This is a genomic window from Pseudoalteromonas sp. T1lg24 (assembly GCF_002964745.1).
Classification (GTDB): domain Bacteria; phylum Pseudomonadota; class Gammaproteobacteria; order Enterobacterales; family Alteromonadaceae; genus Pseudoalteromonas; species Pseudoalteromonas spongiae.
Genome location: NZ_PQCB01000034.1, coordinates 166,681 through 192,321, shown reverse-complemented (window position 1 = coordinate 192,321; position 25,641 = coordinate 166,681). Strand labels below are relative to the sequence as shown.

Below are 25,641 nucleotides of genomic sequence, written 5' to 3'. Positions count from 1 at the left end.
AGCTGATAAGGTATAGCTTTTAATTACGCTTGGTTAGGTACAATTTGTACTTCAACACGACGGTTTTTGGCTTTACCAGAAGCGGTTTCATTGCTCGCAACTGGACGCATTTCACCGTAGCCAACAACAGATAAACGCGCTTGCATAATTGACTGGTTAACTAAGTATTGCTGCACACTACGTGCTCGACGCTCTGATAACGTTTGGTTATAACTTTCACTACCACTGCTATCAGTATGTCCTTCAATGCTCAAAAACGTTTTATCATAATGGCTCAATACATTCGCAATTGAGTTTAAGGTGTCGTGAAATTGTGGCGTAATGGTTGATTGATTGCTCGCAAAAGTGATATTTGATGGCATCACTAAGCGTAAGTTATCGCCCTCCCTGACTACTTCAACACCTGAACCTGAAAGCTGCTCACGCATTTCTGCTTCTTGACGATCCATATAATCACCTATCGCGGCACCTGCAATGGCACCTACAGCAGCACCAATCACTGCGCGTTTATTTTTGTGGTTAGAGGTAGATTTACCGATTACTGCGCCAGTTACAGCACCTATCATCGCTCCTTTTTCCGCATTGGTTGTAGCACAACCTGACGCTGCAATAGCCGCAGCCAAAATAGAAACACTCAGTAATTTACGTGACGAGAAGTAAGTCATTGTCTCTCTCTTTATCTTTGGAGTTTTATAAAAATGTAGTGTGGTATGTCTGAATAAACGCTGAATTGCGAAGTTATTTCACATCAACTGGTGGTAAGTCGTACAGATCAACGATTTGTGACAACTCTCCACTTTTTGCTAAATCCAGCAGGGCAACTTGCACTTGCTCGATCAACTTCTGCTTTTCTGAACGCTTTGAGGCCACTGCGTAACCGAGAATCGGCTCATCATGGCGGTAGGTTAGTTTTTTAAGCCTGTGTGAAGGCTGATTTAAGACACTCAGTGAATGGTCAGCTGTTTGCTCAACAGCAATAACCACATCTAAACGACCTTTTAAAAGTAAATCCATCGCTACTTTTTCGCTTTGCACCGCGATTTTCATTAACTTTTGGTCATTATCAAAACGAGCAAAATGCGCCGCACCACGCACAATACCAATACGCTTCCCGTAAAGGTCATCAAATGTATTAACCACTGTTTTGCTTTCGGTTTGTGCATAAAATACAAATGGTGAGTTCAATACCATGTAGGCCGGTTCAAGAAATGCCATATCACGTTGACGTTCTAGTGTTTTAATAAACGCCCCACCAATATCGGCTTGACCTGATTTAATTAACTGCACACAGCGCGAAATAGGACATGGAATAAGCTGTAAAGATACATTAAGCTGCTTAGAAATGCGCATCATAATGTCGATTAATAAGCCTCGGGGGCGGGTTTCACCTTGGGTGTAACTGTATGGAGGTGCATGATCAACAGCAACCACCAAACGACTACTAGCAAAGCTTGGCGCTGCCATTAGAAGCGAAACAAAGATTATAAAGGGTGCTACGTATTTTATTTTCACAATTCTGCCTTAACTACAGAGTGGCAAAAAATCCTTGTTCTGCGGTTGCATACCTAGAGTCTATTGTAATTTAAGCAATTATATTGCGCTAGACACTGCCCAATAAAACCAAATAAAACAACAAAGTTTAATAGACCTTCGTGATTCTAGCCAAAAAGCCCCCCCAAAAAAACCCTAGGCTACAATATTTAAACAAATGTAAATATTTATTAATTTACCCGTAGTACAACGATATAGCTGCGTTTGCCGCGGATTAAAACAAAACTTAGCGCTCAGTTCAGCATATGTTATTAATTATGGCATAGCCCTATAAGCAATCAATTATTGCCATTTATTTTAAAAAGCTATATTTTGCAAACAGTTTTTCCCTCACATTAGGTGACACTTGCATTGGCTGACAAAACATAAAGTAGTAATAGGTATAAACTTACTGCTGTTTTCACTTATTCTTCTTGTCAGTTTTATCTGGGAGTTTGGCCCATTGCGAGTTGAGGGTGTTGATTCTGAACGCCTAATCCACTACACCATACACATTATTTTGTTACCACTGCTGATTATCTACCTACCACTAAAACTCATTAGGCAAAGGTCAAACAGTGGTAAAAAAGCCTATTTTGCGGGTTTAGTTTTGTGCGTATTAGCAGGTCTTGCCAGCGCGACTTACACACATACGGTTTCTGTGCCTGGTAGCTTTTTATTTAAAATAGAAGGTGGCACAAAACAAATAACTGATCCCGACTATGACCATTCGGGCGAAAATAACTCTTATATGACCTTCACTATTAGCACCAGTATTAAGGGTTACGACAAACCGCTTGGTCCGGCATATTTTTACGTTGAAGCGTTTCTACACAGTATTTTTTACTGCTTTTACATGCTGTGTTATCTGCAAGCTTACGGCATTATGCACAAGCACAAATTAAAAGAAAAACTAAAGCAGCAACAACTCGATGTGCTGCAATATCAACTTAACCCACACTTTTTATTTAACTCATTAAATAGCATTCGCGGTATGCTGTACGAGGACGTTAGCGAAGCTAAAAAGCTATTATTAGAGTTCCGCCAGCTGTTTAAGCACCATTTCGATAATAAACAACACTGTATTGCACTTAAACAAGAGCTATTGCTTTGCCGCCATTACTTAAAGCTTGAAAAAGTGCGCTTTGAAGAGCGCCTCAATGTCGACTTAAAGGTGCCTAGCGAATGTGAAATTATGCTTGTGCCGAGTATGAGTATTTTTACCTTGATAGAAAATGCGATTAAACATGGCATCGGGCAAATTCCTTCAGGCGGTACCATCGCTATTTCCGTTGCCAAGCAAGATAAAAAACTGTCAATCACCGTAAGTAATCCAATTAATAAAACCGCGCGTCAAGCTGATGGCACTCGCACAGGGTTAGCTAATCTTGAAGCGCGCTTAGCATTACTTTATCGTGATAATTTCACAATCAATTCAGAACGCAGTGATGACCAGTTCAGCGTTGAATTACAGATCCCGTTGAAAAAGGACAAGACAGGTGAATAAGTCGTACGATTATTACGTTGCACAAGGCATTATCACGGTATTAATCTTGTTTTTCCCGTTAGTTGCAGTGACCTTTTTTGCACCAGAAAAACTATTTAAATATGCTCACGAATGGTTGCTGTATACCCTTTTATTGGTATCTGTTTGGCACTTTGTTACCCGCAGCTTTATCAAGCGCATGCTGCAGAAGCAGCGTTTTTATCGTGCGTTAGTGGTATTGAGTGCAGTAATTATTGCGGTCGCTATTTTATATTTACCAAGTACTTTGCTTAGTTATATTTGGTATGTCGAGGCCAATGACAGACAGCAGTTAGTAAAATTACTCACCAAATTTAACCTATTTTTAAGCCTTGTTTGGACTATTGGTTATGTCAGTGCACAAGCCATTCGAGAAAAAGCCAGTATCGAAAAAAGCATTAAAAGCCATTCACTTAAAATGCTATCGCAGCAAGTTCAGCCCGCATTTCTCTATCAATGCTTAGACAACATTGAAGCGTTAATGGATAAAGATGCCGATAAGGCAAGCGAGTCTATTACCGATTTAGCTGAGCTGCTGCGTTACAAACTACAAGCCGGAAAACAAGATCTAGTTGAATTACAACAAGAGCTAAGTGCATTGTCATACATGCAACGGCTAGCGAATGCAGGCGATTTAACGGTAGAGGTCGCGCCAGAATTAGCACAGCAATCGGTCACTGTGCCGCCGTTGTTAGTCTACAACTTGCTGTATATGCTAAACTTGAAAGTGTCTCAACCGCTGCACGTAAAGGTTACATTTGAACAACAAAATTGTGTTGTGAGCGTTACAGGCTTTAGTTATCAACCACGCCTTATTATTTCGCGAATAAAAAGCCACTACGTTGAATTTTTTGCCAGCCAACAAGCGAGCATTCAATATCACAATAAGGTATTAAGCCTGATTATTAGCCTGTAAGCTGACCTGTAACGTGCTGATAAGGGCGTAAACCAAACATCGTTAAACTTGCTAGCAAGTGATCCATAATATCGGCTTGTAAGTGCTCATAAGGGATCCAGCGCTTATCTGCACTGAAGCAATAAAGCTCTACCGGTAAACCTTCTGCGCTCGGCGCAAGCTCGCGTACCATTAAAGTTAAATTATGATTCAGCGCCTCATGCTGGCGCAAATACTCTTCTGCATAAGCGCGGAATAACTTCACATTACTCTGTGCTTTTGCATTATTTAACTCTTCATTGCTGAGCACTTGGGTGATAAATTCATTACTTTTCAGGGTTTCTAAGAAGTCACTATCGATAAGACGAATACTATTAAGATCAAGGTGAATCGCACGCTTAATGCGTCTGCCGCCAGACTCTTGCATGCCGCGCCAGTTTTTAAATGACTGAGAAATAAGTGCATAGGTTGGCACAGTAGTAATGGTTTTATCCCAGTTACGTACTTTAACTGTATTTAACCCTAACTCTTCAATTTCACCGTCAGCTCCGTATTGGTCAAACTGGATCCAATCGCCATCTTTTACTAGTCGGTTTGCGGCAATTTGAATGCTAGCAACAAAGCCCAAAATAGTATCTTTAAATACCAATAACAGCACCGCCGCTAGCGCACCAAAGCCCGATAGAATATATGCCGGAGATTCGTCAATTAACACACTAATGATGAGAATAGACGTTACGATAAAGGTAATAAGCTTAGCTACTTGGATAATGCCCAAGATTGGCACTTCTTTCGCAAAACTCAGCTGATTATATGCAGCCCCTGCAATGCTAATAACCGAGCTAAAAATAAAGCCACTGTAGATAATGGCAATAATTTGGCCAATTGAGCGGTAAAACACCTCGCCTTCATCACCAGGTAAGTAAAAATAACGAAAGCCAGATACAAACACCACACTACATATAAACCCCGCTAGGCGCCTATTAAGTTTGCTAAATAGCGGCTTAAGTTGGCCTAATCGATGTGGTGAAATATAAACGGTTAGTTTTTCAAAGCCCGGTAATACCAAGCAGCGTGCAACATAGTAAATAATGACTAGCAGCAATACGCCAGAGCAAATAGAAAGCACTTGTGACAGCCAATCTAAATGTGGAAATGCCTCTTTAACCCAAGGGGATATTAGCTTTTCTACCTTGCTCATATAAATCCTTTTTAACTCGAATGCGCTGGTTTAATCGTTGGTAACTGCTCATTTTCTTGCATTAAACTAATTTGCAGATCTTTATCTTGCCAAATTACATTAAGTTTTTGTTGAAACTCAACCCTAAACTCCCGGTCATGCTGATAATTACCAATTAGCTCTGCAGAGATGGGTTGTACTTTTATATCGACGTGTATTTTAGTGAGCTTGCCAAACAGCATGTCTTTACAAATTGTCTCGGATGTTCCGTGATACACAATACTGGTATTTAACAAGCCATCCATTTTTTCACCAAGTACTTCAAGGGCAAAGGCAATACCCCCTGCTTTCGGTTTAAGTAAATATTTAAATGGACTGCGCTGCTTTTTGTGCTTCGCTTCGGTGTAGCGTGAGCCTTCAACAAAATTAATAATGGTTGTAGGGTTTAATCTAAAATGACGACAAGCGCGTTTAGTACGCTCTACATCCATGCCTTTAAGTTTTGGGTTTTTAGCCACTTTAGCTTTGCTTACGCGCTTCATAAACGGCATGTCCATGGCCCATGCGCCAGCACCAACAAAAGGCACCCATTTTAATTCATCTTTTAAAAAGAACTTAGGTGCAGGTAAACGCCCTAAGCCACTCAACACCATAATATCAAGCCAGCTTTGGTGGTTTGCGATAAGCAAATACCACGCTTTCTCGTCGAGCTCACCTTCAATGTCAACTTGCCAGTTGTCACACGCCAACCATACGCCTAAATAGTTGCCCTTACACCAGGCTGCATAAGCAATGTGTAAAATATCTCGGATAATTTGTAGTGGTAATACAATTTTCAGTAAGCCAATAACAAAAATAACACCGCCCCACAGCACGACGTTACCGACTAAAATGGTAAAAATAATCGGTGCTAACAGCACACCTGGCAGGAATCTCGATAACATTAGACGCCCTCAGTTTGCTGTTGTTTTAGCTCAACAAGCTGCTGATCTTTACCTTGCCAAAGCGTATTTAATTCGTTTTGAAATTGCACACGAAACTCTGAGTCACTCGAGTAATTACCTACCCAACTTGCTGAAACAGGCTTTACCTCAATGTGCACACGAATTTCGGGCACTTTACCCGCTAAGTAATCAAAGAAGCTTGGTGTGCCATTTGGATAGCAAATAGTCACATCAACAAGTTTATTAAGTTGTTCGCCCATTGCTTCCATTACAAACGCAACACCACCTGCTTTAGGTTTTAGCAGGTTATCAAACTGGCTTTTTTGGCGTGTATGCTTATCTTTTGTAAAGCGCGTACCTTCTACAAAATTCACAATGCTTACGGGAACATGCTTGAACTTTGCACACGCTTTTTTAGTCGTTTCCATATCTTTGGTGCGCAGTGATGGGTTCTTTTTTAGCTGACTTTTACTCGCGCGCTTCATAAATGGAAAATCAAGCGCCCACCACGCTAAGCCCAAAAATGGCACGTAAATAAGCTCTTTTTTCAAAAAGAAGTTTAAAAATGGAATTTTCTTATGCAGAACGCGCTGCATCACTAAAATATCAACCCAAGATTGATGGTTGGCAACCACTAGGTACCAATCTTTATAGGTAAAATCGTGATCGCCCGTTACCACCATTTTAGTTGGCGTGAAAATGTATTGAATAATACTGTTAGTACCAACCCAACGACTCGCGCACCACTTAGCAACGGCACTCCACATTGCTTGCCATGGCTTGATCGGTAAAAGTTTTAATACCCCAGAAATAAAAATTGGCACAAACCAAAATAAGGTATTAACGGTATAAAACAGTAGTGAAATAACGGCTCTTATATAATACAACATCACGCAACTTATCGAATTTACTGGATGAACAAGCTAAAAAAGACCATATTTTAGCCTTTTTTCACTCAGCAATAAATAGCCTAACCAACAGGTCAGTCTTCGAAGTAAGTGTAACCACTTAAGCCTGCGGCCAATTCATCGAAATACGCTTGTTGGGTATCGCTTGATAAATTGCTCGCAGCAAGGCGACTTTGATAGTTCGCTTTTAAAGCGCCTTCATTGTAATGCACGTATTTCAGTACATCTTCAACGCTATCGCCTTTCAGTGCATTAGTGGTAGTAAAGCCGTCTTCGGTGAGCTCGATATGCACTGAATCTGTATCACCAAATAAGTTATGTAGGTCACCTAAAATCTCTTGGTACGCGCCAACCATAAACATTGCTAGGTGATACTGTTCACCCGGACGGTAAGGTGGAATCGGCAAACTTGCTTCAACACCTGCACCATCAACGTATTCACGAATCTGACCATCCGAATCACAAGTAATATCTTGAATAATTGCACGCTGTGAACATGACTCATCGAGGCGCTCAATTGGCATAACCGGGAACAGCTGCTCAATACCCCATACATCTGGCAATGATTGGAATAAAGAGAAGTTAACAAAGAGTTTATCTGCTAATTTTTCGTTTAAATCATCAATCACTTCTCGATGTGAACGGGCGCTGGCATTAAGTTGGCCACGTACTGCACGCAAAATGTCAAAATACAAGGTTTCAATCTGCGACCAATCGGTCATCGATAATAAACCGTGTACATATTGTTCATGCGCTTCACTAAACAAGTGCATTGCATCGTGATAAATTTCAAGCGCTAGACGCGGTGTTAAACGCTGTTTGGCTTGCCACATTTCTTGTAATACTTGCGGCGAATTATCTGAAAGTACAATATCGCTGTGTAACTTTGGCGCTTCTTCAACATCGATCACATCGGTAATCAATACTGCGTGGTGCGCCGTAAGTGCACGCCCTGATTCGGTAATAATATCTGGCTGCGGTAAGTTAAGTGCTTCGCAGGTATCGGCAAAGGTATTCACTACATTACGTGCATATTCGGCAACCGTGTAGTTCATTGAACATGAATTACGCGAGCCTGAACCTTCATAATCCACACCCAGGCCACCACCCACGTCAATGGTTTTTAAAGCAACGCCCATTTGGCATAACTCTGCATAATGGCGCGCACATTCTTTTAAAGCGCGATGAATATCACGAATATTGGCAATTTGAGAGCCAATATGAAAATGCACTAAATTTAACAAATGCCCTTTGCCCGCTTTGTTTAAGCGTTCGATTGCACTTAGCACCTGACTGGCAGTTAAGCCAAATTTACCTTTTTCACCACCAGTATTTTGCCACTTGCCTTTACCTACTGAATTTAAGCGAATGCGAATACCAATTCCCGGCTCGATACCTAACTTTTCAATTTCTTGCAGCAGTACATCAAGCTCCGAAAGTTTCTCAACCACAATATTCACATCGTGCCCCATGGCTTGGCCAATACACGCTAAACGTAAAAATTCACTGTCTTTGTAGCCATTACATACAATGCGAATAGGCTTATCCGCTACACCCAAAATAGCCATTAGTTCAGGTTTAGAACCTGCCTCTAACCCTACTTTATTGCTTTGGTGAGCGAGTAGCTTTTTAACTACAGATGATTGCTGATTCACTTTAATCGGGTAGACACAGGTGTAATTACCTTGATAATTACGATTACTTTTAGCATCAGCAAATGCATTAACTAAGGTATCAACACGCGATTGCAAAATATCGGTAAAACGCACAAGCACAGGTAACGTTAACCCCTGCTCTTTAAATTGCTCTGTTAAGGTTGCCAGCGAAACACCCGGTTTGCTGTGATCTTTATCTGGAAATGCAACCACTTCTCCTTGCTCATTAATATCAAAGTAGCCTTCACTCCAATGAGCGATATTGTATGTTTCACGTGCGTTAGTTATAGCCAATGTAAGGTCTTCATAAAGTCAGATAGTTAGCGATATTTTAATTTGCTTTTTACACACTAGCCATAAAAATTCATTTGTTCGGCTATAATTTTATTTTCTAATTGAGTAACACGCATTTCGCTGGCAAAATTGCCGCAATTTTTAAACACATAAATGGTAAGTGAAAACTACTATGTCTAATTTAGATGCTAATACTTGGTTCACTGAAATAAGTGATCGTGATGGCAGTGCTTTTTCACTGCGCATTAATAAAAAACTAGAGTAAAAACAATCGCCTTTTCAACTTGTTGAAATGTACGAAACAACAGACTTTGGTAATTTAATGATTATTGATGGCTGTACTATGGTAAGTACACGCGAGAACTTTTTCTATCATGAAATGATGAGCCATCCTGCGCTGTTTTCACACCCTGCACCAAAAAATGTTGTGATCATTGGAGGTGGTGATTGCGGCACATTACGTGAAGTACTAAAACACCCGGACATCGAAACCGTTCATCAAATTGATATTGATGAAGTAGTAACTGAAATGTCGTTAAAGTACTTCCCTGAGTTATGTGAATCAAACGACGACTCTCGCGCATCGGTAATGTTTGATGATGGCATTAAATTTATGGCTGAAGCTGCACCAGAATCAATTGATGTCATTATTGTTGATGGCACCGATCCAGTAGGCCCGGGCGAAGGTTTATTTAACCATGCATTTTATACTAGCTGTTTAAAAGCATTGCGCACTGGCGGCATTTTGATTCAACAAAGCGAATCACCATTAATGCACCAACAACTACTGCGTGAAACCCGTGCAGCAATGTTAGACGTTGGTTTTGCCGATTTACAAACACTGCCATTCCCACAACCAATTTACCCATCGGGTTTATGGTCAGCAACGATGGCGCGCAAAGGCGAAAACTTCACAGCGTTTAGAGCACAAGACGTTGAAAATGCAGCATTTGACACTGAATACTACAACGTAGGCATTCATCAAGGCGCACTAGCAACACCTAACTTCTTAAAGCGTGCATTAGCTAAGTAAGCACAACTAACAAGTTAACAACTTTATAAAAGCCCTCTTTGAGGGCTTTTTGCGTTATTGAATACGTTTGCAAGCGCTGGTGTGATTTTTCACAAGCTTTTACTCTTGATGCTCCCACATTGACAACAAGTGAAACAAGATGAAAAAAGCGCTTTTACTGCTTATGCTTGCACCGTGCCTGCAAGCAAAAACTGTTACTGTAAGTTCGCCGAATCAGCAAATTAAAGTAGTTGTATCCGATGAGCAAGAACTGCCGAGCTACCAAGTAATTTTCAACGATCAAACACTAATTAGCCCATCAAGTCTTGGTTTTGATTTTCGCCAGCACCCAAGTCTTGGCCATAACGCAAAAATCAGCAATTCGTCCATTTCCTCACATAATGAAACATGGCAACAACCTTGGGGGGAGCGCCAGTCAGTTCAAGATAATCACAACAAACTCACGTTAACTTTTTCACAAGCTGGCACCACGTTTAACATCACATTTAAAGTATTTGATGATGGCATTGGTTTTCGATACGAACTAGCTGCTAAACAAGGCTATGTTGGGGCAGAAATCAGCAAAGAACTGACACAATTTAACCTTACCGATTCACACGCGACACAATCTTGGTGGATCCCTGCACGTGAATGGAATCGCTACGAATATGTTTACAACAAAACACCGCTTAATTTAGCGCGTCATGTTCATACGCCAATTACCCTTAAGCGCGACGACAATATTCACCTTAGCATTCATGAAGCCTCGCTCGTTGATTTTGCTGCGATGACGTTAAAGCAAGGCCGCGATGGACAATTTAGCGCCGATTTAACTCCTTGGAGCGATGGCACATTAGTCAAAACAAACGATGGCTTCACAACACCATGGCGTACTATTCAGATCAGTGAATCAGCAATTGGCCTTGCTAATTCAGACTTAATTCTAAACCTCAATGAGCCAAATAAACTAGGTAATGTTGATTGGGTAGAGCCAAGCAAATACGTAGGTATTTGGTGGGGAATGCATATTGGTGAAAATACTTGGGGCAGCGGTGATAAACACGGTGCCACAACCCAGCTAACCAAAGAATATATCGATTTCGCTGCCGAAAATGGCTTTAAAGGTGTATTGGTTGAAGGTTGGAATATTGGCTGGGATGGAGACTGGTTCCACAATGGGGATGTATTTAATTTTACCCAAGCATATCCTGACTTTAACTTTGCCGAGCTAGCAGCTTATGGTAAAGCCAAAGGCGTGGCGATTGTCGGTCACCATGAAACATCTGGCAATGTCAGCAACTACGCAAATCAAATGCAAGATGCCTTTGCACTTTACCAAACACACGGTGTTAGCCAAGTTAAAACCGGCTACGTTGCCGATGGTGGCAATATCAAACGAGTAGACGAAAAAGGCCAAGTAAAGCGTGAGTGGCATGACGGCCAATTTATGGTAAATGAATACTTAGCCAACGTAGCACTTGCTGCCAAACATAAAATTAGCATTAATACCCATGAACCAATTAAAGACACAGGTTTGCGTCGCACTTATCCAAATTGGATTTCTCGTGAAGGCGCACGCGGACAAGAATACAATGCGTGGGGAACACCGCCTAATCCGCCAAGTCATGTGCCTACCCTAGCGTTTACCCGCATGCTATCTGGACCAATGGATTTTACACCAGGTATTTTTGATTTATCGTTTAATGGTTTAGGAAGTGACACTAACCGACCGCAAACCACGCTAGCAAAACAGTTAGCGCTTTATGTTGTACTTTACAGCCCAATTCAAATGGCAGCCGATTTACCGCGTAATTACCGCGCAAAGCCAGAAGCGTTCCAGTTTATCAAAGATGTACCGACAGACTGGCAACAGAGCAAAGCGATTGCTGGCGAAGTAGGTGAGTACATTATATTTGCGCGCCAAGATAAGCATTCTGATGATTGGTACTTAGGTGCAGTAACCGATGAAAATGCACGTACTGAGAAAATTAACCTTAACTTTCTCGAACCAAATCGCAAATACATTGCCCAAGTGTATAGCGATGGCGAAAACGCTAATTGGGTCAACAAACCATACGAAATGGCGATCTACAACAAAACCGTTACGCAAAATGACGAACTTGCCCTGAAAATGGCGGCGGGCGGTGGCGTAGCAATTCGCTTTACAGCGCTTTAATACTTGCTCATGCCATACGGCATACCTAAGCCCTAACAAATGTTAGGGCTTTTCTTTTGCCTAATTTTCACTAAGCTTAGGTGATTGCAAAGCAAGTTGTATTTTTAATACACACTTACTCAATAATAATAAGACGAAAGAGAACCCCAATGAAAAAACTATTTGTTATAGCCATGTGTTTGTTGCTGCAAACATTCGCTAACCAAGCCCAAGCATTAGACGAAAAACTGAAAATTTTCGAGCCTTATTTAGGCACGTGGGAGTCAACTTTTAGTAATGGTGCCGTTGATGTAAGTCACTGGGAAAGCGCACTAAATGGCACAACATTGCGCACCCTACACTCAATTAATGACGGCGCATACGGTGGTGAGTCGTTAATTTTTTGGGATAACAAAAAGCAAAAGCTGGTATTTTTCTACTTCACTACGGCTGGATTTTATACTCAAGGTGAACTGGAAATAACGGCAGAAAATGAATTCGTAGCGTATGAGGATGTTACGGGCAACAAAGATGGCATTACCAAAGTAAAATCTTCAAGCCGTTTAAGCGACGGTAAAATTGTGGTGAGCACCAGCTACTTCAAACAAGGTGAGTGGACTAAACCTGAATCTCGCAGTTATAGCCGCAGTACAAAAACAGTAAAATTCAAATAAATTAGACATAAAAAAGCCGACTTTGCAAAAAGCGAAGTCGGCCAAATAACCTAAGGGAAATAGTTCGTTCAGCAGCGAAGTATTTGAAATTAGTATACGGCCAGTAAGTTTCACTTTTATTACAAAGAGGGTAACCAGAATATAAAATTTTATGCTTTTTTTAGAAAAAGTCACTGCACAAAAAGCCCCCAAACCTGTAACCAGTTCAGAAACAAGAAAAACTAACAAACATTTTAAAAGATTGAAAATCAATATAAATCAATAAATTAAATTGATTGTGTAGCACACCTTTAAAAATAATGAGAATTATTCTCAAAAAGGTATTGACAGTTTTTTAGTTCTAATTGATAATCAATCTCAACAAGGAAGCAGTACACGCACTCACTCTTCTTTGTGTTTCTCGACCCTAGTAGCTTTTTAGGCTACGGCTGCTAGCAGCAGCGCTTCGCGCCCCTGAAGCTAAGTTGCTAGTAGCCAATTTATACGAATTACTTGCTACATTGCTCATATCGGTGACGGTAGATATGAAACCAAAAGGCCTCAGAACGAGGCCTTTTTTATTTTTAATCGTGTAATTAAGTTGTTACAACATTAATGAGAATTATTATCAAAAAGTATTTGACAGCCACTAAGATCTAATTGATAATCAATCTCAACAAAGAAGCATAACTCGCACTCACTCTTCTTTGTGTTTCTCGACCTTAGTAGCTTTTTATACTTAATTAACAAGCTACGGCTGCTAGCAGCAGCGCTTCACGCCCCTGAAGCTAAGTTGCTAGTAGCCACTTTATACGAATTACTTGCTACATTGCTCATATCGGTGACGGTAGATATGAAACCAAAAGGCCTCAGAACGAGGTCTTTTTTATTTGTATCCCAACTGTTCAATAATAAAGTCAGCCTCAATTAAACCGCTTGCCTCGTGAAATTTACTTATGGCAAATGCACGATAGCCAGCACTGTTCATAACGTTTTCAAAATCGGCAACAAACTTTTCACCAACATCTGACTTTGCACACGCTAAGTAACCTTTTACTGCGTGCTGAGCTTCCGTTAACGCATAAATAAAATAGTCTTTACCGATATTGGCGTCGGGCTGACGGCTTTTGAATACCGAAGAATATTCAATAATACCATCGAGTTTACCCTGTTTGAGCATCACTTTTAAACGCTCTGCTTTGTAACTTCCCGCGCCAACATACAACAACTCAGAATTTTGCATAATTAACTCATCAAGCTTTTCGCCGTAGTTGCGTCCTTTTACAACGCCAATATTTAGACCAAGCGATAATGCTGTTGTTAACGATAGCGATGGAGCCGTACCAATATCGCGATTTAAAATTAAGCGATTAGGCGCATAAACAATTAATGGTTGGCTTGCAAATACGGCAAGTTTTGCTCTTTTGGGTGTGTGTGTTTTGTTATAAACACAAATGTTGCTTTGTTTTTCAATTAGTCGCCACTCTCGCTCACGACTGGTTTGCTGAAATGTTACTCGGTAGTCGTTTTTAAGCTCATCGGTAACGTAATAAACTAGCTGTGATACGAGGTCTGCTTTGCGTGTACCTTCTTCTGGCAATAGGTCAGTGGCAAAATAAATTTCTTGCTTAGCTGAGCAAACAAAACTGATTAAAAAAAGAATGGGTAAACAATTAGATAGGCAACGCACTACGTATTCACTACAGTTAAACACTGTTTTAACTGTAGTGAATAATTACTCTAAATCCAAGCTTAGCGGCGATTTTTACGGGCACGAGCGCGGCGTTGTTTTTTCTCTTCTTCACGAGCCTGCTTTTTAGCTTCAGCCTTGGCTCGTAATTCAGCTACCATAACCTCTTCTTCTTCGCGCATCTCTGGTGTTTCCATCGAAATGCGACCAATCACGGCATCGCGCAGTTCATTGATCAGAATTTCAGACATTTTGTGAGTATCAACTTGGTTGCCTGAACGAATGCAGCCACGTTTACGCCCTGCTTGTTCAATAAATTCCCAGTCTTGTTCTGGTAATTCATCCATTTTATAACGTGATTTTAATAACGCTGGGTAGGCTGACAATAAATACTCAGCAGTGTAACTCGCCACTTCTTCATAGTTAATCGCGGTATCACGAATCGCACCGGTTGCCGCTAAACGGTAACCTGAATTTTCATTTTCAACTTTTGGCCATAACATTCCTGGCGTGTCGTACAACATAATGCCATCTTCTAAACGGATCTTTTGCTGCGCCTTAGTTACCGCTGGTTCATTACCTGTTTTAGCCACAATGCGGCCAGCTAATGTATTGATAAGCGTTGATTTTCCAACATTTGGAATACCCATAATCATGGCTTTAATTTGCTTATCTGCGCCTACTTTGTGGGGTACTAACTTTTTGCAGAGGTCGTTGATTAAATGCACTTCGCTCGATTTATTGTTATCAAGCGGTAAGGTTTTAACACCCGCTTCACGCTCAAGATACGTCATCCACGCTTTGGTCATTTCAGGGTCGGCAAGGTCAGCTTTATTTAAGATTTTAATCACGGGTTTATCACCACGCAGGTCGCCAACCATAGGGTTTTCACTACTGTAAGGAATACGCGCATCCAGCACTTCAATAATCACGTCCATTTGCGGCATGATTTCTTTTATCTCATTGCGCGCCTTATTCATATGACCAGGAAACCACTGAATCGCCATTTATTTTCTCCAAAGCATGAAAGTACGCGTATTTTAACTATATTCAGTTACAATAGCAGTAACCTTTCTTACATTAATAGAAATTATGGCGTTAAAGTCACAAGTACATAAGCTATCGCTTAACCTAAGCGACATGGATAGACACCACTACGGTGATTACAGTCTAACAATTGCTCAACATCCATCTGAAAACGACCACCGTTTAATGATCCGCATTTTGGCATTTGCATTAAATGCTACAGATACGTTGAGCTTTACTAAAGGATTGTGCGCTGACGATGAGCCTGAAATTTGGCAAAAGTCATTAAGCGACGAAATCGAAACTTGGATCGATCTTGGTTTACCTGACGAAAAACGCCTGAAAAAAGCCTGCAACCAGTCAAAACAAGCCATTTTATATACCTATGGCGACGGCGACCAAAAAGTGTGGCTTGAAAAGCACCAAGGTAAGTTTTTCCAGCACACCAACTTACGCGTGTTTAGCCTTCCATTTGAGCAGTCTCAACAACTTATTCCATTAGCAGCAAGACATATGCAGTTGTCTGTTACTGTGCAAGATGGTCAAGTTTGGGTCAGCAACGATACCGATTCAATTCTTATCGAGCCGATCACCATTTTATAAGTGAAAGTAGTATGGCGATAAAAAAAGTAGTTATTTTACACGGCCTGTATATGTCGGGCTTTGTTATGCTGCCGCTCAGTAAACGCATAACAAAACTTGGCTTTGATACCCTGAACTTAAGTTATCAAAGCTTATCGCCAAATACTGCAACTATTTTTCAGCAAATCGATAGCTTTATTGACGGTGAAAATACCGCGTTTGTTTGCCACTCAATGGGGGGGTTAATTGCACGCGCCTACCTTGAAGCCAATAGCCAACACGCAGCAAGTGTAAAAAAAGTCATCACATTAGGCACTCCCCACAAAGGCGCCACACTTGCCAAACACATGAAAGATAAAGGGTTTGACTTGTTTTTAAAAAATAGTGTTGAGTTTCTTTTATCTGAAAACCACGATTGGCCATTTAGCGCCAAGCTTTACAGCATTGCAGGTGATCTGCCACTTGGTTTAATGCCGCTCATTAAGAAAAACAGTGAATCTGACGGCACTGTATTGCTTGATGAAACTAAACTCAAAGGTATGGCAGAACACAAAGTCTTTCATTTAAGCCATACCAGCCTCATTTATTCCCGCAAAGTAATGGATTACATTGAGTCCATTTTATCATCACAAAAACAGAATGCAGCAATCGACTTTAAGTGATTTATTCAATTAAAAACTTGTCTGATAATAAACCCATCGAAACAAATTAAACATATTAAATACATTGAATATGAGGTGGGTTATGAGAAACGTTTCAATTATTGGATTAGACAAAACAATCACAAACAACTTAGTTGCTGAACTAAATACCTTACTTAGCAGTTACCAAATTCAGTACATGAATGCCCGTGGCTTTCACTGGAATATTAAAGGCGAAAACTTCTTCGAGTTGCATGCTAAATTTGAAGAAATCTACAACGATTTACTGTTGAAAGTCGATGAAATCGCTGAGCGAATTTTAACGTTAGGTGGTGAACCGCTACACGGTTTTTCAGACTACCTTGCCAACAGCAAGATCACTGAAGCAAAGAACATTAGTGCGGGGCGCGAAGCGATTAGTAACCTACTAACTGGCTTTAGTGAGTTAATAGCAACACAGCGTTCATTACTAACATTAGCCGGTGACGCTGAGGATGAAGGTACAGCCTCACTAATGAGTGATTATATTAAAGAGCAAGAGAAACTGGTTTGGATGTTAAACGCTTACTTAAACTAAGTTAAATTGTTTTCAAATTAGTACGAAAAAAGGCAGCTAACGCTGCCTTTGTCGCAAGTAAAGTAAAACTAATTGGGACAAGTTTAATGACCTGAATCTTCGTCATGAGATGCAGCATACTTATACGCTGCAAATGCAATAATAAATAGTAGCAAAGGTACAGGCGCTGCAATAATGCCAAACGAACTTGAGTTAGCAATGCTTGCACCAGCTAAGTGACCCACAACAGTAACAACTAATGCTAATACTGCGATAACCGTAACGATAATTTCTGATTTTTGCACATTTCTCATAACGAAATTCCTTCTTAAACTATCCAACTTATCGGTGATAAATCGGTTTCTGGAATTAAGTATGCGCCCGTTTTGAGATTGAGAATTGACTTAAATCAAGTTTATTTCCTAACCAATTACCAGCCGATTCGAAACTTGATTTAGCTCAAAAATTCGACCGAGCAAGAAATAATTGGCAGTAAATATGCTTAAAAAAAGAGGCCGAAGCCTCTTTTTAATATTAGCGTTCTGAAATCGCCCACCCTAACATTTGTTTAAAGCTTGGCTCTTTACCATACATCACCATGCCCATTTTAAATAAGCGCCCAGCCACACCACGCATATAGATGCACAATGCCAGCGTCAGTACCAGTGACAAAATAGGTTGCCAAATCGCCACATCAACCAACGCCATTTTAACTGGCATTACAGCAAACGCCGTAAGTGGGAAGTAACTTAAAAACGTCATAACCCAACCGCTGGGGCTATCCATTAATACAAACGCTAAAATCATTGGTACAAGCGGGATCATCATAAATGACGACTTGCCACTGTGGTTTGGATCATCAATTGCAGCTGCAATTGCTGCCATAAATGCCGTTGAGAAATAAAGGCCGAGCAACGCAAACGCCAATACCCAGGGCAACAAATACCAATCAATAAACGACAAGTCGAGTGCTTGTCCTTGAATAATCACCTGTAAAAATGCAACGCCTAGCAATACTGAAATAACGGTACTTAACATGGCTTTTAATGCGAGTAATACTTGACCTAGAATTTTTCCGTCGACCCAAGTTTGTGCACTCATTGTGGCGTAGAGTTGTTCTGTTACACGCTGCTGCTTTTCGCCTGTAATCGAGACAAATACCTGAGCAAACGACATAAAAATACCAACCGATAACAACACTAAAACACCTATTGCTGTAGCGCTTGAATGACTTTCTTCACTTTTGATATTTTGGTCTAAATACACAGCTGAAACTACAATTGGGTTATTAATCAATGCTAATTGCTGCGCCGAAAGCGAAAGTTTATCACTGACTTTTTCAACATAGTGCTGTTTTAGCGCGTTTTGCAGAGTCTGTTGCCACGCCATTTTGCCTTTGCTAATAAACTCAATGTTTACAGGGCTTACGGCTTCATCAATGAGTAACACAGCATCAAATTCTTGCGCCTCAAGGGCAGAGGTAAGCTTGTCTTTATCGTCTTGTGTTTGCGTAAACACATACCCATCTAAGGTCATGTCAAAAGCACTATTAGCCGAAATGGCAATACGATAATCACTGCTAGTAAAACTTGACGCACTTTGCCAAAAAAACACAACCACAGCGATTACCAGCATAATTAACTTGCTAATAAGCTCCTGTTTCCATTTGAAAAAGTGCATAAACTCCCATTTAGCAACTTGTGTTACTTGGTTATTCATCACTACTCTCCTCAGTTAACGCATGCTTTTGGTGCGATTCAATTGCTTTTAAATACATTTGATGTAAATCCATGGTGCGGCTTGATAAATGCTCTACTTGACCTAACTTGGGCAGGATTGCTAACGCATCATTTAGCTGTGCTTTATCGTTTAACGTAACAACCAAGGTATTCGCTTTATTTAGGCGGTAGTTAATGTCACCAAAATGCGTTTGCAGCGCTTCGGCATTTAATTCACCGCTAAAGCTCACCTCTAGCTCTAATGCACCACCAATTTGCTCTCTAATCGCACTAAGTGAACCATATAAAACAGCTTCGCCTTTGTTCATCAACATCATTCTGTCGGCCATTTTTTCTACCATGGCCATTTGGTGGGCACTTAAAATAACCGTCATTCCCTGTTGCTTTAATTCTGCTAAAAACAATACAACTTTTTCTTGGTTAATCGGATCGAGTCCAGAGAATGGCTCATCCAAAATAACAATTTCGGGACTGTGTAAAATTGCGGTGATCAGCTGTACTTTTTGCTGGTTACCTTTTGAAAGTGATTTAAGCGGTTCATTTTCGCGGCCTAGTAAATCAAATCGCTTTAGCCAGTAATCAATATTTTGTTTTGCTTGTTGTTTACTTACACCATGCAGCGCAGCAAAGTAATGAAGGTTTTGCAGTAAGGTTTTTTCGCCATAGAGTCCGCGGTCTTCTGGTAAGTAGCCCAGTTTATTCGCCGGAATTTCACTAAAGTAGCGACCATCTAATTGAATTGATACTTTTCCGCTATCAGGTTTTGTAAAACCTACTAACATACGTACCAGCGATGATTTACCTGCGCCGTTAGGCCCCAATAAGGCAAAAATTTCGCCTTTATTTACCGCAAAGCTTAACTGATTAACCGCTTTAGTTGAGGCGTACTGCTTACTTACCTCTTCCACACGGATCATTGCCTGTGTCATTGTTTTTCCCGCTTTTTCTTATTGTTTGCAATATTTTACGGGTAAACAAAGGGATAAACAGATCGCTCGTCATTTTATATTGCCACTTATCATTAAAATACAGATGATTAGTTGCTGGTAATTTGATGTTAAGCTTGGCATTATTGACCCTCGATATTTCGTGGGTTGTGATATATGGATAATCTTAAAAACTTGCTAGCAGACTCAGAGCTATTGTTAAATGCAGTTGGTGAAGGCGTTTATGGTTTTGATTTAGAAGGAAAAGCAGTATTTATAAACCCTGCAGCAGAACGCATGACAGGTTGGCAAGCCGGCGAATTACTCGGCGAAAAAATTCATCAATATCATCATCATAGCCACGCCGATGGCAGCCCATACCCAGCGCATGAATGTAATATTTATGCCACCATGCAAGACGGACAAGAGCGCAGTATTAGCCATGAAGTATTTTGGCGCAAAGATGGTTCAAGCTTTCCAGTGGAATACACCTCAACTCCCGTTTATAAAAATGGCGAAATAGTTGGTGCTGTTGCAATCTTCCGCGATGTAACTAAGCAGCAAGAAAGCGATCGCGCACTGCGTGAAGCTCTAGCCCAAGTGCAAGCCTTATCTGAACAATTACAAGCAGAAAATACTTATCTTCAAAGTGAAATCGACGAGAACTGGAGCGACTCTGGCTTAGTAGGACAAAGCCCGCGATTTAAGCAATTGCTTGAACAAGTAAGTTTAGTCAGTAAAACCGACAGCACTGTGCTGATCTTAGGTGAAAACGGCACAGGTAAAGAGCTGATAGCCCGTAATATTCATCGCTTAAGCAAACGCTGTCACAATACTTTGGTTAAAGTAAATTGCGCAGCCTTTACGCCTAGCTTGTTAGAAAGCGAGCTGTTCGGTCATGAAAAAGGCGCATTTACTGGCGCTACCGAAAGACGTAAAGGACGCTTTGAACTAGCAGACAAAGGCACCTTATTTTTAGACGAAGTTGGCGAACTGAGCCTTGAAGCACAGAGCAAATTGCTGCGTGTACTGCAAGAACAAGAATTTGAACGCGTTGGCGGTAACCAAACCATTAAGGTTGATATTCGCGTTATCGCAGCAACGAACAAAGACCTATTAAAAATGGTTCAGCAAGGCGAGTTTCGCATGGATTTATATTATCGCCTGAACGTTTTTCCCCTTACTATGCCAGCCCTCAGAGAGCGCTTAGATGATTTGCCTTTGCTTTGTCATAACATTATTTCAGAGCTTGCTCGCAAATTGAGTAAACCAATCAAAGGCATCAGCAAGGCCAGTTTAAAGCGCCTTGCAACCTATCATTGGCCCGGCAATATTCGTGAACTGCAAAACGTACTCGAACGCGAAGTTATCTTAAGTCAGAGTTCGCTAATTCAAATCAAGCAAGATTTTCAAGCCAACTTAGATGCCAGTAACTTTGCACAACTTACGCTAGCAGAAATGGAACGCTCTTACATAGAGCAGGTGCTTGAACAATGCTCAGGTAAGATAGGCGGGAGCAATGGCGCAGCCAAACTACTCGATTTACCAGAAAGCACCTTGCGCTCAAAAATGAAAAAACTTGGGATTACACGAGTATAAAATGACGTTTTTAGCTGTTTTTATCATAAAAAGAACAGCTAAAATCCACGACATATCGCGGACACGCGAAATAACGCGGCTTGGACAAAAACTAAAAACAATAATTAACCTTATATTTCATAAGGTTACGACAACTTCTTTTTGGCATAGTATTTGTTAAGCACTAGATAAGCGCAATGCTCTATCTACTGTCGAGAAATATTATGAAGTTTGATATCAAAGAAGAAGATCTGATCATTAAGCCCTACAAAACTGAGGGGCCAATTTACGTCAGATCACAAAAAGGTAAATACCAAAAGTTACGCCGCTATATTGGCTGGGCATTAATGTTGGCATTTATCTTAATCCCTTTTATTCCTTACCAAGGCCAGCAAGCCATATTACTCGATATCGGCGCGCAGCAGTTTCGCTTTTTTAATACTACCTTGTTCCCTCAAGACTTCACCTTGCTAGCATGGATATTTATGGCGGGTGCATTTGCGCTATTTTTTGTTACCACCTGGCTCGGTCGAGTTTGGTGTGGTTACACCTGCCCGCAAACGGTATGGATGATGATGTTTATTTGGGTTGAAGAAAAAGTAGAAGGCAACCGTAATAAACGCATTAAGCTTGATAAATCACCGATGTCATTTGAAAAATTTCGCAAAAAAGGCCTCAAGCATTTAGCTTGGCTGAGTATTTCATTTTTAACTGCTACCACCTTTCTTAGCTACTTTGTGCCTGTTAAAGAGTTATATAGCAATTTAGTAACCTTAGATTGGTCTGGCTTGATTTGGTTTTGGGTAGGTCTATTTGCCGTATGTACTTACGGTAACGCAGGTTTTTTAAGAGAAAAAATGTGTATTTACATGTGCCCGTATTCTCGCTTTCAAGCAGTAATGTTCGACAAAGATACGTATGTCGTTGCCTACGATGAAAAACGTGGTGAATCACGCGGTCGCCGCAAACGTAAAGATGATCCGAAACAACTTGGTTTAGGTGATTGTGTTGACTGTAATCTGTGCGTTGAAGTGTGCCCTGCCGGTATTGATATTCGTAACGGCATGCAATACGAGTGCATTAACTGTGGCGCATGTATTGATGCTTGTGACGAAACCATGGAAAAGTTTAATTACCAAAAAGGTTTAATTAGTTACACCAGTGAACACCAACTAGCTGGCCAAAAGACCAATAAATTCCGTTTAAAGCTAGTAGGTTATGGATTTTTTACTGGCTTAGTAATCGTCACTATGTTGATTTGGATGAACCTACGCGTACCTATTGAAACCAGTATTCTACGTGACCGAAATGCGCTTTATCGCGTGAATTACGAAGGGTTAACTGAGAACACCTACACGCTAAGAATTACCAATAAAACGCAAAATACACTGAATTACACGCTAACACTGCTCGAAGATTCACGTTTTGTGCTAAGCGCACCACAAAACATTGTTATTCCAGCTGGTGAGATGAGCCAGTTCCCAGTCACGATTACGGCTGATGGCTATGATTTAAAACAAAAAGTTACGGATGTTCGTTTTAAAGTTCAAGCTATCGAGCAACCGGATATCCAAATCATTAAACAGTCTAAGTTTTATAAACCCTAAGCTGTAAAATCAACTTATAGCTAAGTTCCCTAGCACGCAAGGCTCAATCTAATTGAGCCTTTTTTCTTTACAACAGCTCAAACGCGATCAATAATCATTATCATTAAGTTGGTAGGTTAGGTATTTTAATATGAGCTGGCAATCCACAATGATTAAAGGCAATGAGTGTTTTGATTCACATAATTGGCTAGAGGCGGAACGCTACTACAATCGCGCTATTGAGCTGGTTGATTTGCTATGGCAACAAAAAGTTAGCAACTTAGAAGCGATGCAAGCTTGGGTATGCGGTTATCAGAACCTCGCTGCCACCTACGAACAACAAGGCCAGCTAGAACGTGCACTGCAATGTTTATTGCACGCCCATTATCGCGTATTACAACAAGCCAACAATAAAGCGATCTCAGAGCACGCGCAAAGCCATGCCTTACAGATGTCTTCGGTCACATTTAAAAGCATTTCGACATTTAAAGGAAAGCATGCAAATTACACTCGCTGTATAGATGTGCTTGATCATGTGTGTGCCGCCCCCGCAGATATTAAAAACGCAAAATTAAAAGCTGCGTTAGTGCACTAGTTAGGGAGGTTGGTATGTCTAATTTATACATCAAAATCATAGCAGTATGTTTATTGCTACCACGCAGCCTTATGGCACATACAGGACATGATCATAGCCCATTGTTTGACCTGTTCATTCACTTAGCATGGATAACACCAACGGTATTACTGTTTGTTTTTGTCAGTTACAAGATAAAAATGCGTAACCTTGCTAAGGAGGGAATATGAAAAAAGCAGCAAGCTTGAATAGGGCTCTAACTCAGCTCGATAAACTATTTAAATTTGAAGTTGTTACGGCAAATTGCGACGCATCGCTTAAAACAGAGAACACAAAAAATGTTCGGATTAAGCATAAATAAAGTAACTGGCAACAGCATGTCGCCCGCAATAATGCCCAATAATTATGTGCTATTACATAGCTTTGGCAGTATGAAACATTTAAAAAAAGGGCAAATAGTTAAAGTCGCACACCCTATTTTTGGCGCCATAATTCAACGCATTGCCTATCAAGATAAAAATGGTCTTTATTGGTTAGCTGGTGACGACCCTAACAGTTTAGCGTGCTGCCAAATAGGACCGATTAGCGCCGAGCAAATCATCGGCGTAATGATTTGCAACCTGCGCTAAGTCCTTGCGTGATTACGCATCGAGCGCATCAAAAATTCTCTTTCACAGCAAGACTCTAATGCCGAGTATTAACCAAGTTTTGCAAGTTAAATTCTAGCGGTTGCTGCGACGACACAGAAAAACGCGAAAAATCGATTTGTTCGAACTCTTGTTCACGTAATAGTTTGCCAAACGGCGCTCGAGCTGGTGAGTCCGAGGACTCAAAAATTGCGAGTTGCTGACTCATAGCGCCCGCTTTTTCTGGGTAAAGGTGATTATCATGCAGCATCAATAATGCTTTTGCGCCCAACGTTACATGCCCACCAAAAGAAACATCGGTCGCATACCCTTTATCATGAACATCCCAATTAATGCCGCCAATAATGACCTTATCTGATTGCTTTAGCTTATTTACCGCTGCAATTGCACCAAACGCCATTGCGTCATTTGCCGACCAAATAATGTCAGCGGGATGCTTTGACAATACGCCATAGGTTTTTTTATAAGCTTTCGACTCAGACCAATTGGCAACCGTTGAGTCTATTAAACTCACATGAGGGTGTTTTTTTAAGGCGCGCTGCAAACCAAAGCGACGCTCCTCTGCCGCCGGTGTATTGTAATCACCAAGCAGTGCATACATAGTAAGTTGCTGTTTTTTAAACTTACTAGCGCGTTTAATTAATGCCTGTGCAAGCTGTTCACCAACCTCTTTATTGTTCGGCGATAAGCACCCTATTACCTTACTCGTGATCGCCTTTGGCAGCGATGCCTGCTGTGAACGGCTAAATTTATTGAGCAGCAAAAACACTTTAATCTCGGTGCCGACAAGTTGCTCTAGCATTTGCGGTAACATTTGCTTTTCGTTTACGAGAATTAAGTAATCGGGCTTTAGCGCTATCGCATCGCTAACCAGTTTTTTCATCAGAATATGATTGCGTTCAGCATGCAATGATACGAGATCGATATTGAGGTCGTTTGCAGCGGCAACCATAAAGTGATTCACATTTGGCCAAAAGTCGCCAGAATCATTATCTGTAGCATAACCCGGGTTAATAAAAACAACCTTCATATGGGAATTGGCACTAGCAAATACTGACCACATCAGCAGCATTAAAAACAACCAAACACGCACGACACTATTCACTTTCACACAACACCTTACTGCATCTAGATGGCTATAAGTATATAACTTAAACAAAAATATAGCTGCATGTTCTCAACTAATCAGAGCAGCTCTCTCGCTCGGTAATCTGCTAGTGTAAATTTGCTACTAATCGATTGAGATTCATGTTCGAAAAGTCTTTGAATATATTTGAAAAAGTGCGATAACGGTAGGTAAATAGATATTGTTAGAGGAAATAAAAAGGCTGAACCTAAGTTCAGC

Annotated in this window: 23 protein-coding genes and 1 pseudogene; 12 read left to right on the top strand and 12 right to left on the bottom strand. The window is 40.7% G+C overall.

Features of this window, described 5'->3' with window-relative positions; all coding sequences use genetic code 11:
* Positions 1-23: 23 nt before the first annotated feature.
* Together C2M30_RS20355 and C2M30_RS20350 are read right to left on the bottom strand one after the other, a co-directional pair.
* On the bottom strand, positions 24-665 hold the full coding sequence (locus C2M30_RS20355; RefSeq protein WP_105173122.1) for an OmpA family protein: 642 nt from the start codon (positions 663-665) through the stop codon (positions 24-26).
* Positions 666-738: 73 nt separating this feature from the next.
* Positions 739-1,512: a substrate-binding periplasmic protein gene (locus C2M30_RS20350; RefSeq protein ID WP_157813519.1), complete on the bottom strand. Its 774-nt coding sequence runs from the start codon at positions 1,510-1,512 to the stop codon at positions 739-741.
* Positions 1,513-1,897: 385 nt separating this feature from the next.
* Here C2M30_RS20350 and C2M30_RS20345 point away from each other — a divergent pair, with 385 nt between their 5' ends.
* Together C2M30_RS20345 and C2M30_RS20340 are read left to right on the top strand one after the other, a co-directional pair.
* The gene (locus tag C2M30_RS20345; protein ID WP_105173121.1) at positions 1,898-3,037 is read left to right on the top strand and encodes a sensor histidine kinase; all 1,140 of its coding nucleotides are present in this window, start codon (positions 1,898-1,900) and stop codon (positions 3,035-3,037) included.
* The gene (locus tag C2M30_RS20340; protein ID WP_105173120.1) at positions 3,030-3,971 is read left to right on the top strand and encodes a histidine kinase; all 942 of its coding nucleotides are present in this window, start codon (positions 3,030-3,032) and stop codon (positions 3,969-3,971) included. Before C2M30_RS20345 ends, C2M30_RS20340 begins: the two co-directional genes overlap by 8 nt.
* Here C2M30_RS20340 and C2M30_RS20335 read toward each other — a convergent pair.
* From C2M30_RS20335 to speA, 4 genes are all read right to left on the bottom strand, one after another.
* Entirely contained in the window at positions 3,961-5,151 is a 1,191-nt protein-coding gene (locus C2M30_RS20335; RefSeq protein ID WP_100914374.1) for a mechanosensitive ion channel family protein, read from the bottom strand. The two genes, C2M30_RS20340 and C2M30_RS20335, sit on opposite strands and share 11 nt — an antisense overlap.
* An 11-nt stretch (positions 5,152-5,162) precedes the next feature.
* Positions 5,163-6,074, bottom strand: coding sequence for an acyltransferase (locus tag C2M30_RS20330; RefSeq protein ID WP_105173119.1), 912 nt, complete (start codon positions 6,072-6,074; stop codon positions 5,163-5,165).
* Positions 6,074-6,961 (bottom strand): acyltransferase, encoded by an 888-nt coding sequence (locus C2M30_RS20325; protein ID WP_105173253.1) that lies wholly within the window; start codon positions 6,959-6,961, stop codon positions 6,074-6,076. The genes C2M30_RS20330 and C2M30_RS20325 overlap by 1 nt, the downstream gene beginning before the upstream one ends.
* Before the next feature lie 95 nt (positions 6,962-7,056).
* The gene (gene speA, locus C2M30_RS20320) at positions 7,057-8,931 is read right to left on the bottom strand and encodes a biosynthetic arginine decarboxylase (protein WP_105173118.1); all 1,875 of its coding nucleotides are present in this window, start codon (positions 8,929-8,931) and stop codon (positions 7,057-7,059) included.
* A gap of 172 nt (positions 8,932-9,103) precedes the next feature.
* Here speA and speE point away from each other — a divergent pair.
* The 3 genes and pseudogenes from speE to C2M30_RS20305 all read left to right on the top strand — a co-directional run bounded on the left by speE (position 9,104) and on the right by C2M30_RS20305 (position 12,772).
* A pseudogene (speE, locus tag C2M30_RS20315) lies at positions 9,104-9,964 on the top strand (polyamine aminopropyltransferase).
* Positions 9,965-10,103: 139 nt separating this feature from the next.
* On the top strand, positions 10,104-12,119 hold the full coding sequence (locus tag C2M30_RS20310; protein WP_105173117.1) for a glycoside hydrolase family 97 protein: 2,016 nt from the start codon (positions 10,104-10,106) through the stop codon (positions 12,117-12,119).
* Positions 12,120-12,268: 149 nt separating this feature from the next.
* Complete coding sequence (locus C2M30_RS20305; RefSeq protein ID WP_054978273.1) at positions 12,269-12,772, top strand: hypothetical protein; 504 nt, start codon at positions 12,269-12,271, stop codon at positions 12,770-12,772.
* A gap of 865 nt (positions 12,773-13,637) precedes the next feature.
* Here the strand turns inward: C2M30_RS20305 and C2M30_RS20300 are convergent.
* Complete coding sequence (locus C2M30_RS20300; protein ID WP_158683607.1) at positions 13,638-14,441, bottom strand: ABC transporter substrate-binding protein; 804 nt, start codon at positions 14,439-14,441, stop codon at positions 13,638-13,640.
* A 62-nt stretch (positions 14,442-14,503) separates the two neighbouring features.
* Entirely contained in the window at positions 14,504-15,448 is a 945-nt protein-coding gene (gene ylqF / locus C2M30_RS20295; protein WP_010561437.1) for a ribosome biogenesis GTPase YlqF, read from the bottom strand.
* Positions 15,449-15,533: 85 nt separating this feature from the next.
* Here ylqF and C2M30_RS20290 point away from each other — a divergent pair, with 85 nt between their 5' ends.
* From C2M30_RS20290 to C2M30_RS20280, 3 genes are all read left to right on the top strand, one after another.
* Complete coding sequence (locus C2M30_RS20290; RefSeq protein WP_054980909.1) at positions 15,534-16,070, top strand: YaeQ family protein; 537 nt, start codon at positions 15,534-15,536, stop codon at positions 16,068-16,070.
* 11 nt (positions 16,071-16,081) lie between these two features.
* On the top strand, positions 16,082-16,711 hold the full coding sequence (locus C2M30_RS20285) for a DUF7379 domain-containing protein (RefSeq protein ID WP_105173115.1): 630 nt from the start codon (positions 16,082-16,084) through the stop codon (positions 16,709-16,711).
* A gap of 82 nt (positions 16,712-16,793) precedes the next feature.
* Positions 16,794-17,267: a Dps family protein gene (locus C2M30_RS20280; protein ID WP_105173114.1), complete on the top strand. Its 474-nt coding sequence runs from the start codon at positions 16,794-16,796 to the stop codon at positions 17,265-17,267.
* Positions 17,268-17,350: 83 nt separating this feature from the next.
* On the opposite strand, the gene C2M30_RS20275 is transcribed toward C2M30_RS20280, so the two are convergent.
* The 3 genes from C2M30_RS20275 to C2M30_RS20265 all read right to left on the bottom strand — a co-directional run bounded on the left by C2M30_RS20275 (position 17,351) and on the right by C2M30_RS20265 (position 19,914).
* Positions 17,351-17,560: a hypothetical protein gene (locus C2M30_RS20275; RefSeq protein WP_010561433.1), complete on the bottom strand. Its 210-nt coding sequence runs from the start codon at positions 17,558-17,560 to the stop codon at positions 17,351-17,353.
* 220 nt (positions 17,561-17,780) lie between these two features.
* The gene (locus C2M30_RS20270) at positions 17,781-18,965 is read right to left on the bottom strand and encodes an ABC transporter permease (RefSeq protein WP_105173113.1); all 1,185 of its coding nucleotides are present in this window, start codon (positions 18,963-18,965) and stop codon (positions 17,781-17,783) included.
* The gene (locus C2M30_RS20265) at positions 18,958-19,914 is read right to left on the bottom strand and encodes an ABC transporter ATP-binding protein (protein WP_105173112.1); all 957 of its coding nucleotides are present in this window, start codon (positions 19,912-19,914) and stop codon (positions 18,958-18,960) included. The genes C2M30_RS20270 and C2M30_RS20265 overlap by 8 nt, the downstream gene beginning before the upstream one ends.
* Positions 19,915-20,088: 174 nt before the next feature.
* Here C2M30_RS20265 and C2M30_RS20260 point away from each other — a divergent pair, with 174 nt between their 5' ends.
* The 4 genes from C2M30_RS20260 (at position 20,089) to sodX (ending at position 24,278) form a co-directional block, all read left to right on the top strand.
* Positions 20,089-21,510, top strand: a complete 1,422-nt coding sequence (locus C2M30_RS20260; protein ID WP_054980914.1) for a sigma-54 interaction domain-containing protein — start codon at positions 20,089-20,091, stop codon at positions 21,508-21,510.
* Positions 21,511-21,713: 203 nt separating this feature from the next.
* The gene (ccoG, locus tag C2M30_RS20255) at positions 21,714-23,096 is read left to right on the top strand and encodes a cytochrome c oxidase accessory protein CcoG (protein ID WP_105173111.1); all 1,383 of its coding nucleotides are present in this window, start codon (positions 21,714-21,716) and stop codon (positions 23,094-23,096) included.
* Positions 23,097-23,226: 130 nt separating this feature from the next.
* Positions 23,227-23,670, top strand: a complete 444-nt coding sequence (locus C2M30_RS20250; RefSeq protein WP_105173110.1) for a hypothetical protein — start codon at positions 23,227-23,229, stop codon at positions 23,668-23,670.
* Positions 23,671-23,987: 317 nt separating this feature from the next.
* Positions 23,988-24,278, top strand: a complete 291-nt coding sequence (gene sodX, locus C2M30_RS20240; protein WP_010561425.1) for a nickel-type superoxide dismutase maturation protease — start codon at positions 23,988-23,990, stop codon at positions 24,276-24,278.
* 55 nt (positions 24,279-24,333) lie between these two features.
* Here the strand turns inward: sodX and C2M30_RS20235 are convergent, their stop codons facing one another.
* On the bottom strand, positions 24,334-25,407 hold the full coding sequence (locus C2M30_RS20235) for an ABC transporter substrate-binding protein (RefSeq protein WP_105173108.1): 1,074 nt from the start codon (positions 25,405-25,407) through the stop codon (positions 24,334-24,336).
* Positions 25,408-25,641: the final 234 nt, after the last annotated feature.

Excerpts from the sequence above, each read along its gene's own strand:
- C2M30_RS20305 (WP_054978273.1), top strand. The coding sequence starts at position 12,269 with ATGAAAAAACTATTTGTTATAGCCATGTGTTTGTTGCTGCAAACATTC.
- ccoG (WP_105173111.1), top strand. The coding sequence starts at position 21,714 with ATGAAGTTTGATATCAAAGAAGAAGATCTGATCATTAAGCCCTACAAA.
- C2M30_RS20270 (WP_105173113.1), bottom strand. The coding sequence starts at position 18,965 with ATGAATAACCAAGTAACACAAGTTGCTAAATGGGAGTTTATGCACTTT.
- C2M30_RS20260 (WP_054980914.1), top strand. The coding sequence starts at position 20,089 with ATGGATAATCTTAAAAACTTGCTAGCAGACTCAGAGCTATTGTTAAAT.
- C2M30_RS20275 (WP_010561433.1), bottom strand. The coding sequence starts at position 17,560 with ATGAGAAATGTGCAAAAATCAGAAATTATCGTTACGGTTATCGCAGTA.
- C2M30_RS20285 (WP_105173115.1), top strand. The coding sequence starts at position 16,082 with ATGGCGATAAAAAAAGTAGTTATTTTACACGGCCTGTATATGTCGGGC.
- C2M30_RS20355 (WP_105173122.1), bottom strand. The coding sequence starts at position 665 with ATGACTTACTTCTCGTCACGTAAATTACTGAGTGTTTCTATTTTGGCT.
- C2M30_RS20265 (WP_105173112.1), bottom strand. The coding sequence starts at position 19,914 with ATGACACAGGCAATGATCCGTGTGGAAGAGGTAAGTAAGCAGTACGCC.
- C2M30_RS20330 (WP_105173119.1), bottom strand. The coding sequence starts at position 6,074 with ATGTTATCGAGATTCCTGCCAGGTGTGCTGTTAGCACCGATTATTTTT.
- C2M30_RS20310 (WP_105173117.1), top strand. The coding sequence starts at position 10,104 with ATGAAAAAAGCGCTTTTACTGCTTATGCTTGCACCGTGCCTGCAAGCA.
- sodX (WP_010561425.1), top strand. The coding sequence starts at position 23,988 with ATGTTCGGATTAAGCATAAATAAAGTAACTGGCAACAGCATGTCGCCC.
- C2M30_RS20290 (WP_054980909.1), top strand. The coding sequence starts at position 15,534 with ATGGCGTTAAAGTCACAAGTACATAAGCTATCGCTTAACCTAAGCGAC.
- C2M30_RS20280 (WP_105173114.1), top strand. The coding sequence starts at position 16,794 with ATGAGAAACGTTTCAATTATTGGATTAGACAAAACAATCACAAACAAC.
- ylqF (WP_010561437.1), bottom strand. The coding sequence starts at position 15,448 with ATGGCGATTCAGTGGTTTCCTGGTCATATGAATAAGGCGCGCAATGAG.
- C2M30_RS20250 (WP_105173110.1), top strand. The coding sequence starts at position 23,227 with ATGAGCTGGCAATCCACAATGATTAAAGGCAATGAGTGTTTTGATTCA.
- C2M30_RS20335 (WP_100914374.1), bottom strand. The coding sequence starts at position 5,151 with ATGAGCAAGGTAGAAAAGCTAATATCCCCTTGGGTTAAAGAGGCATTT.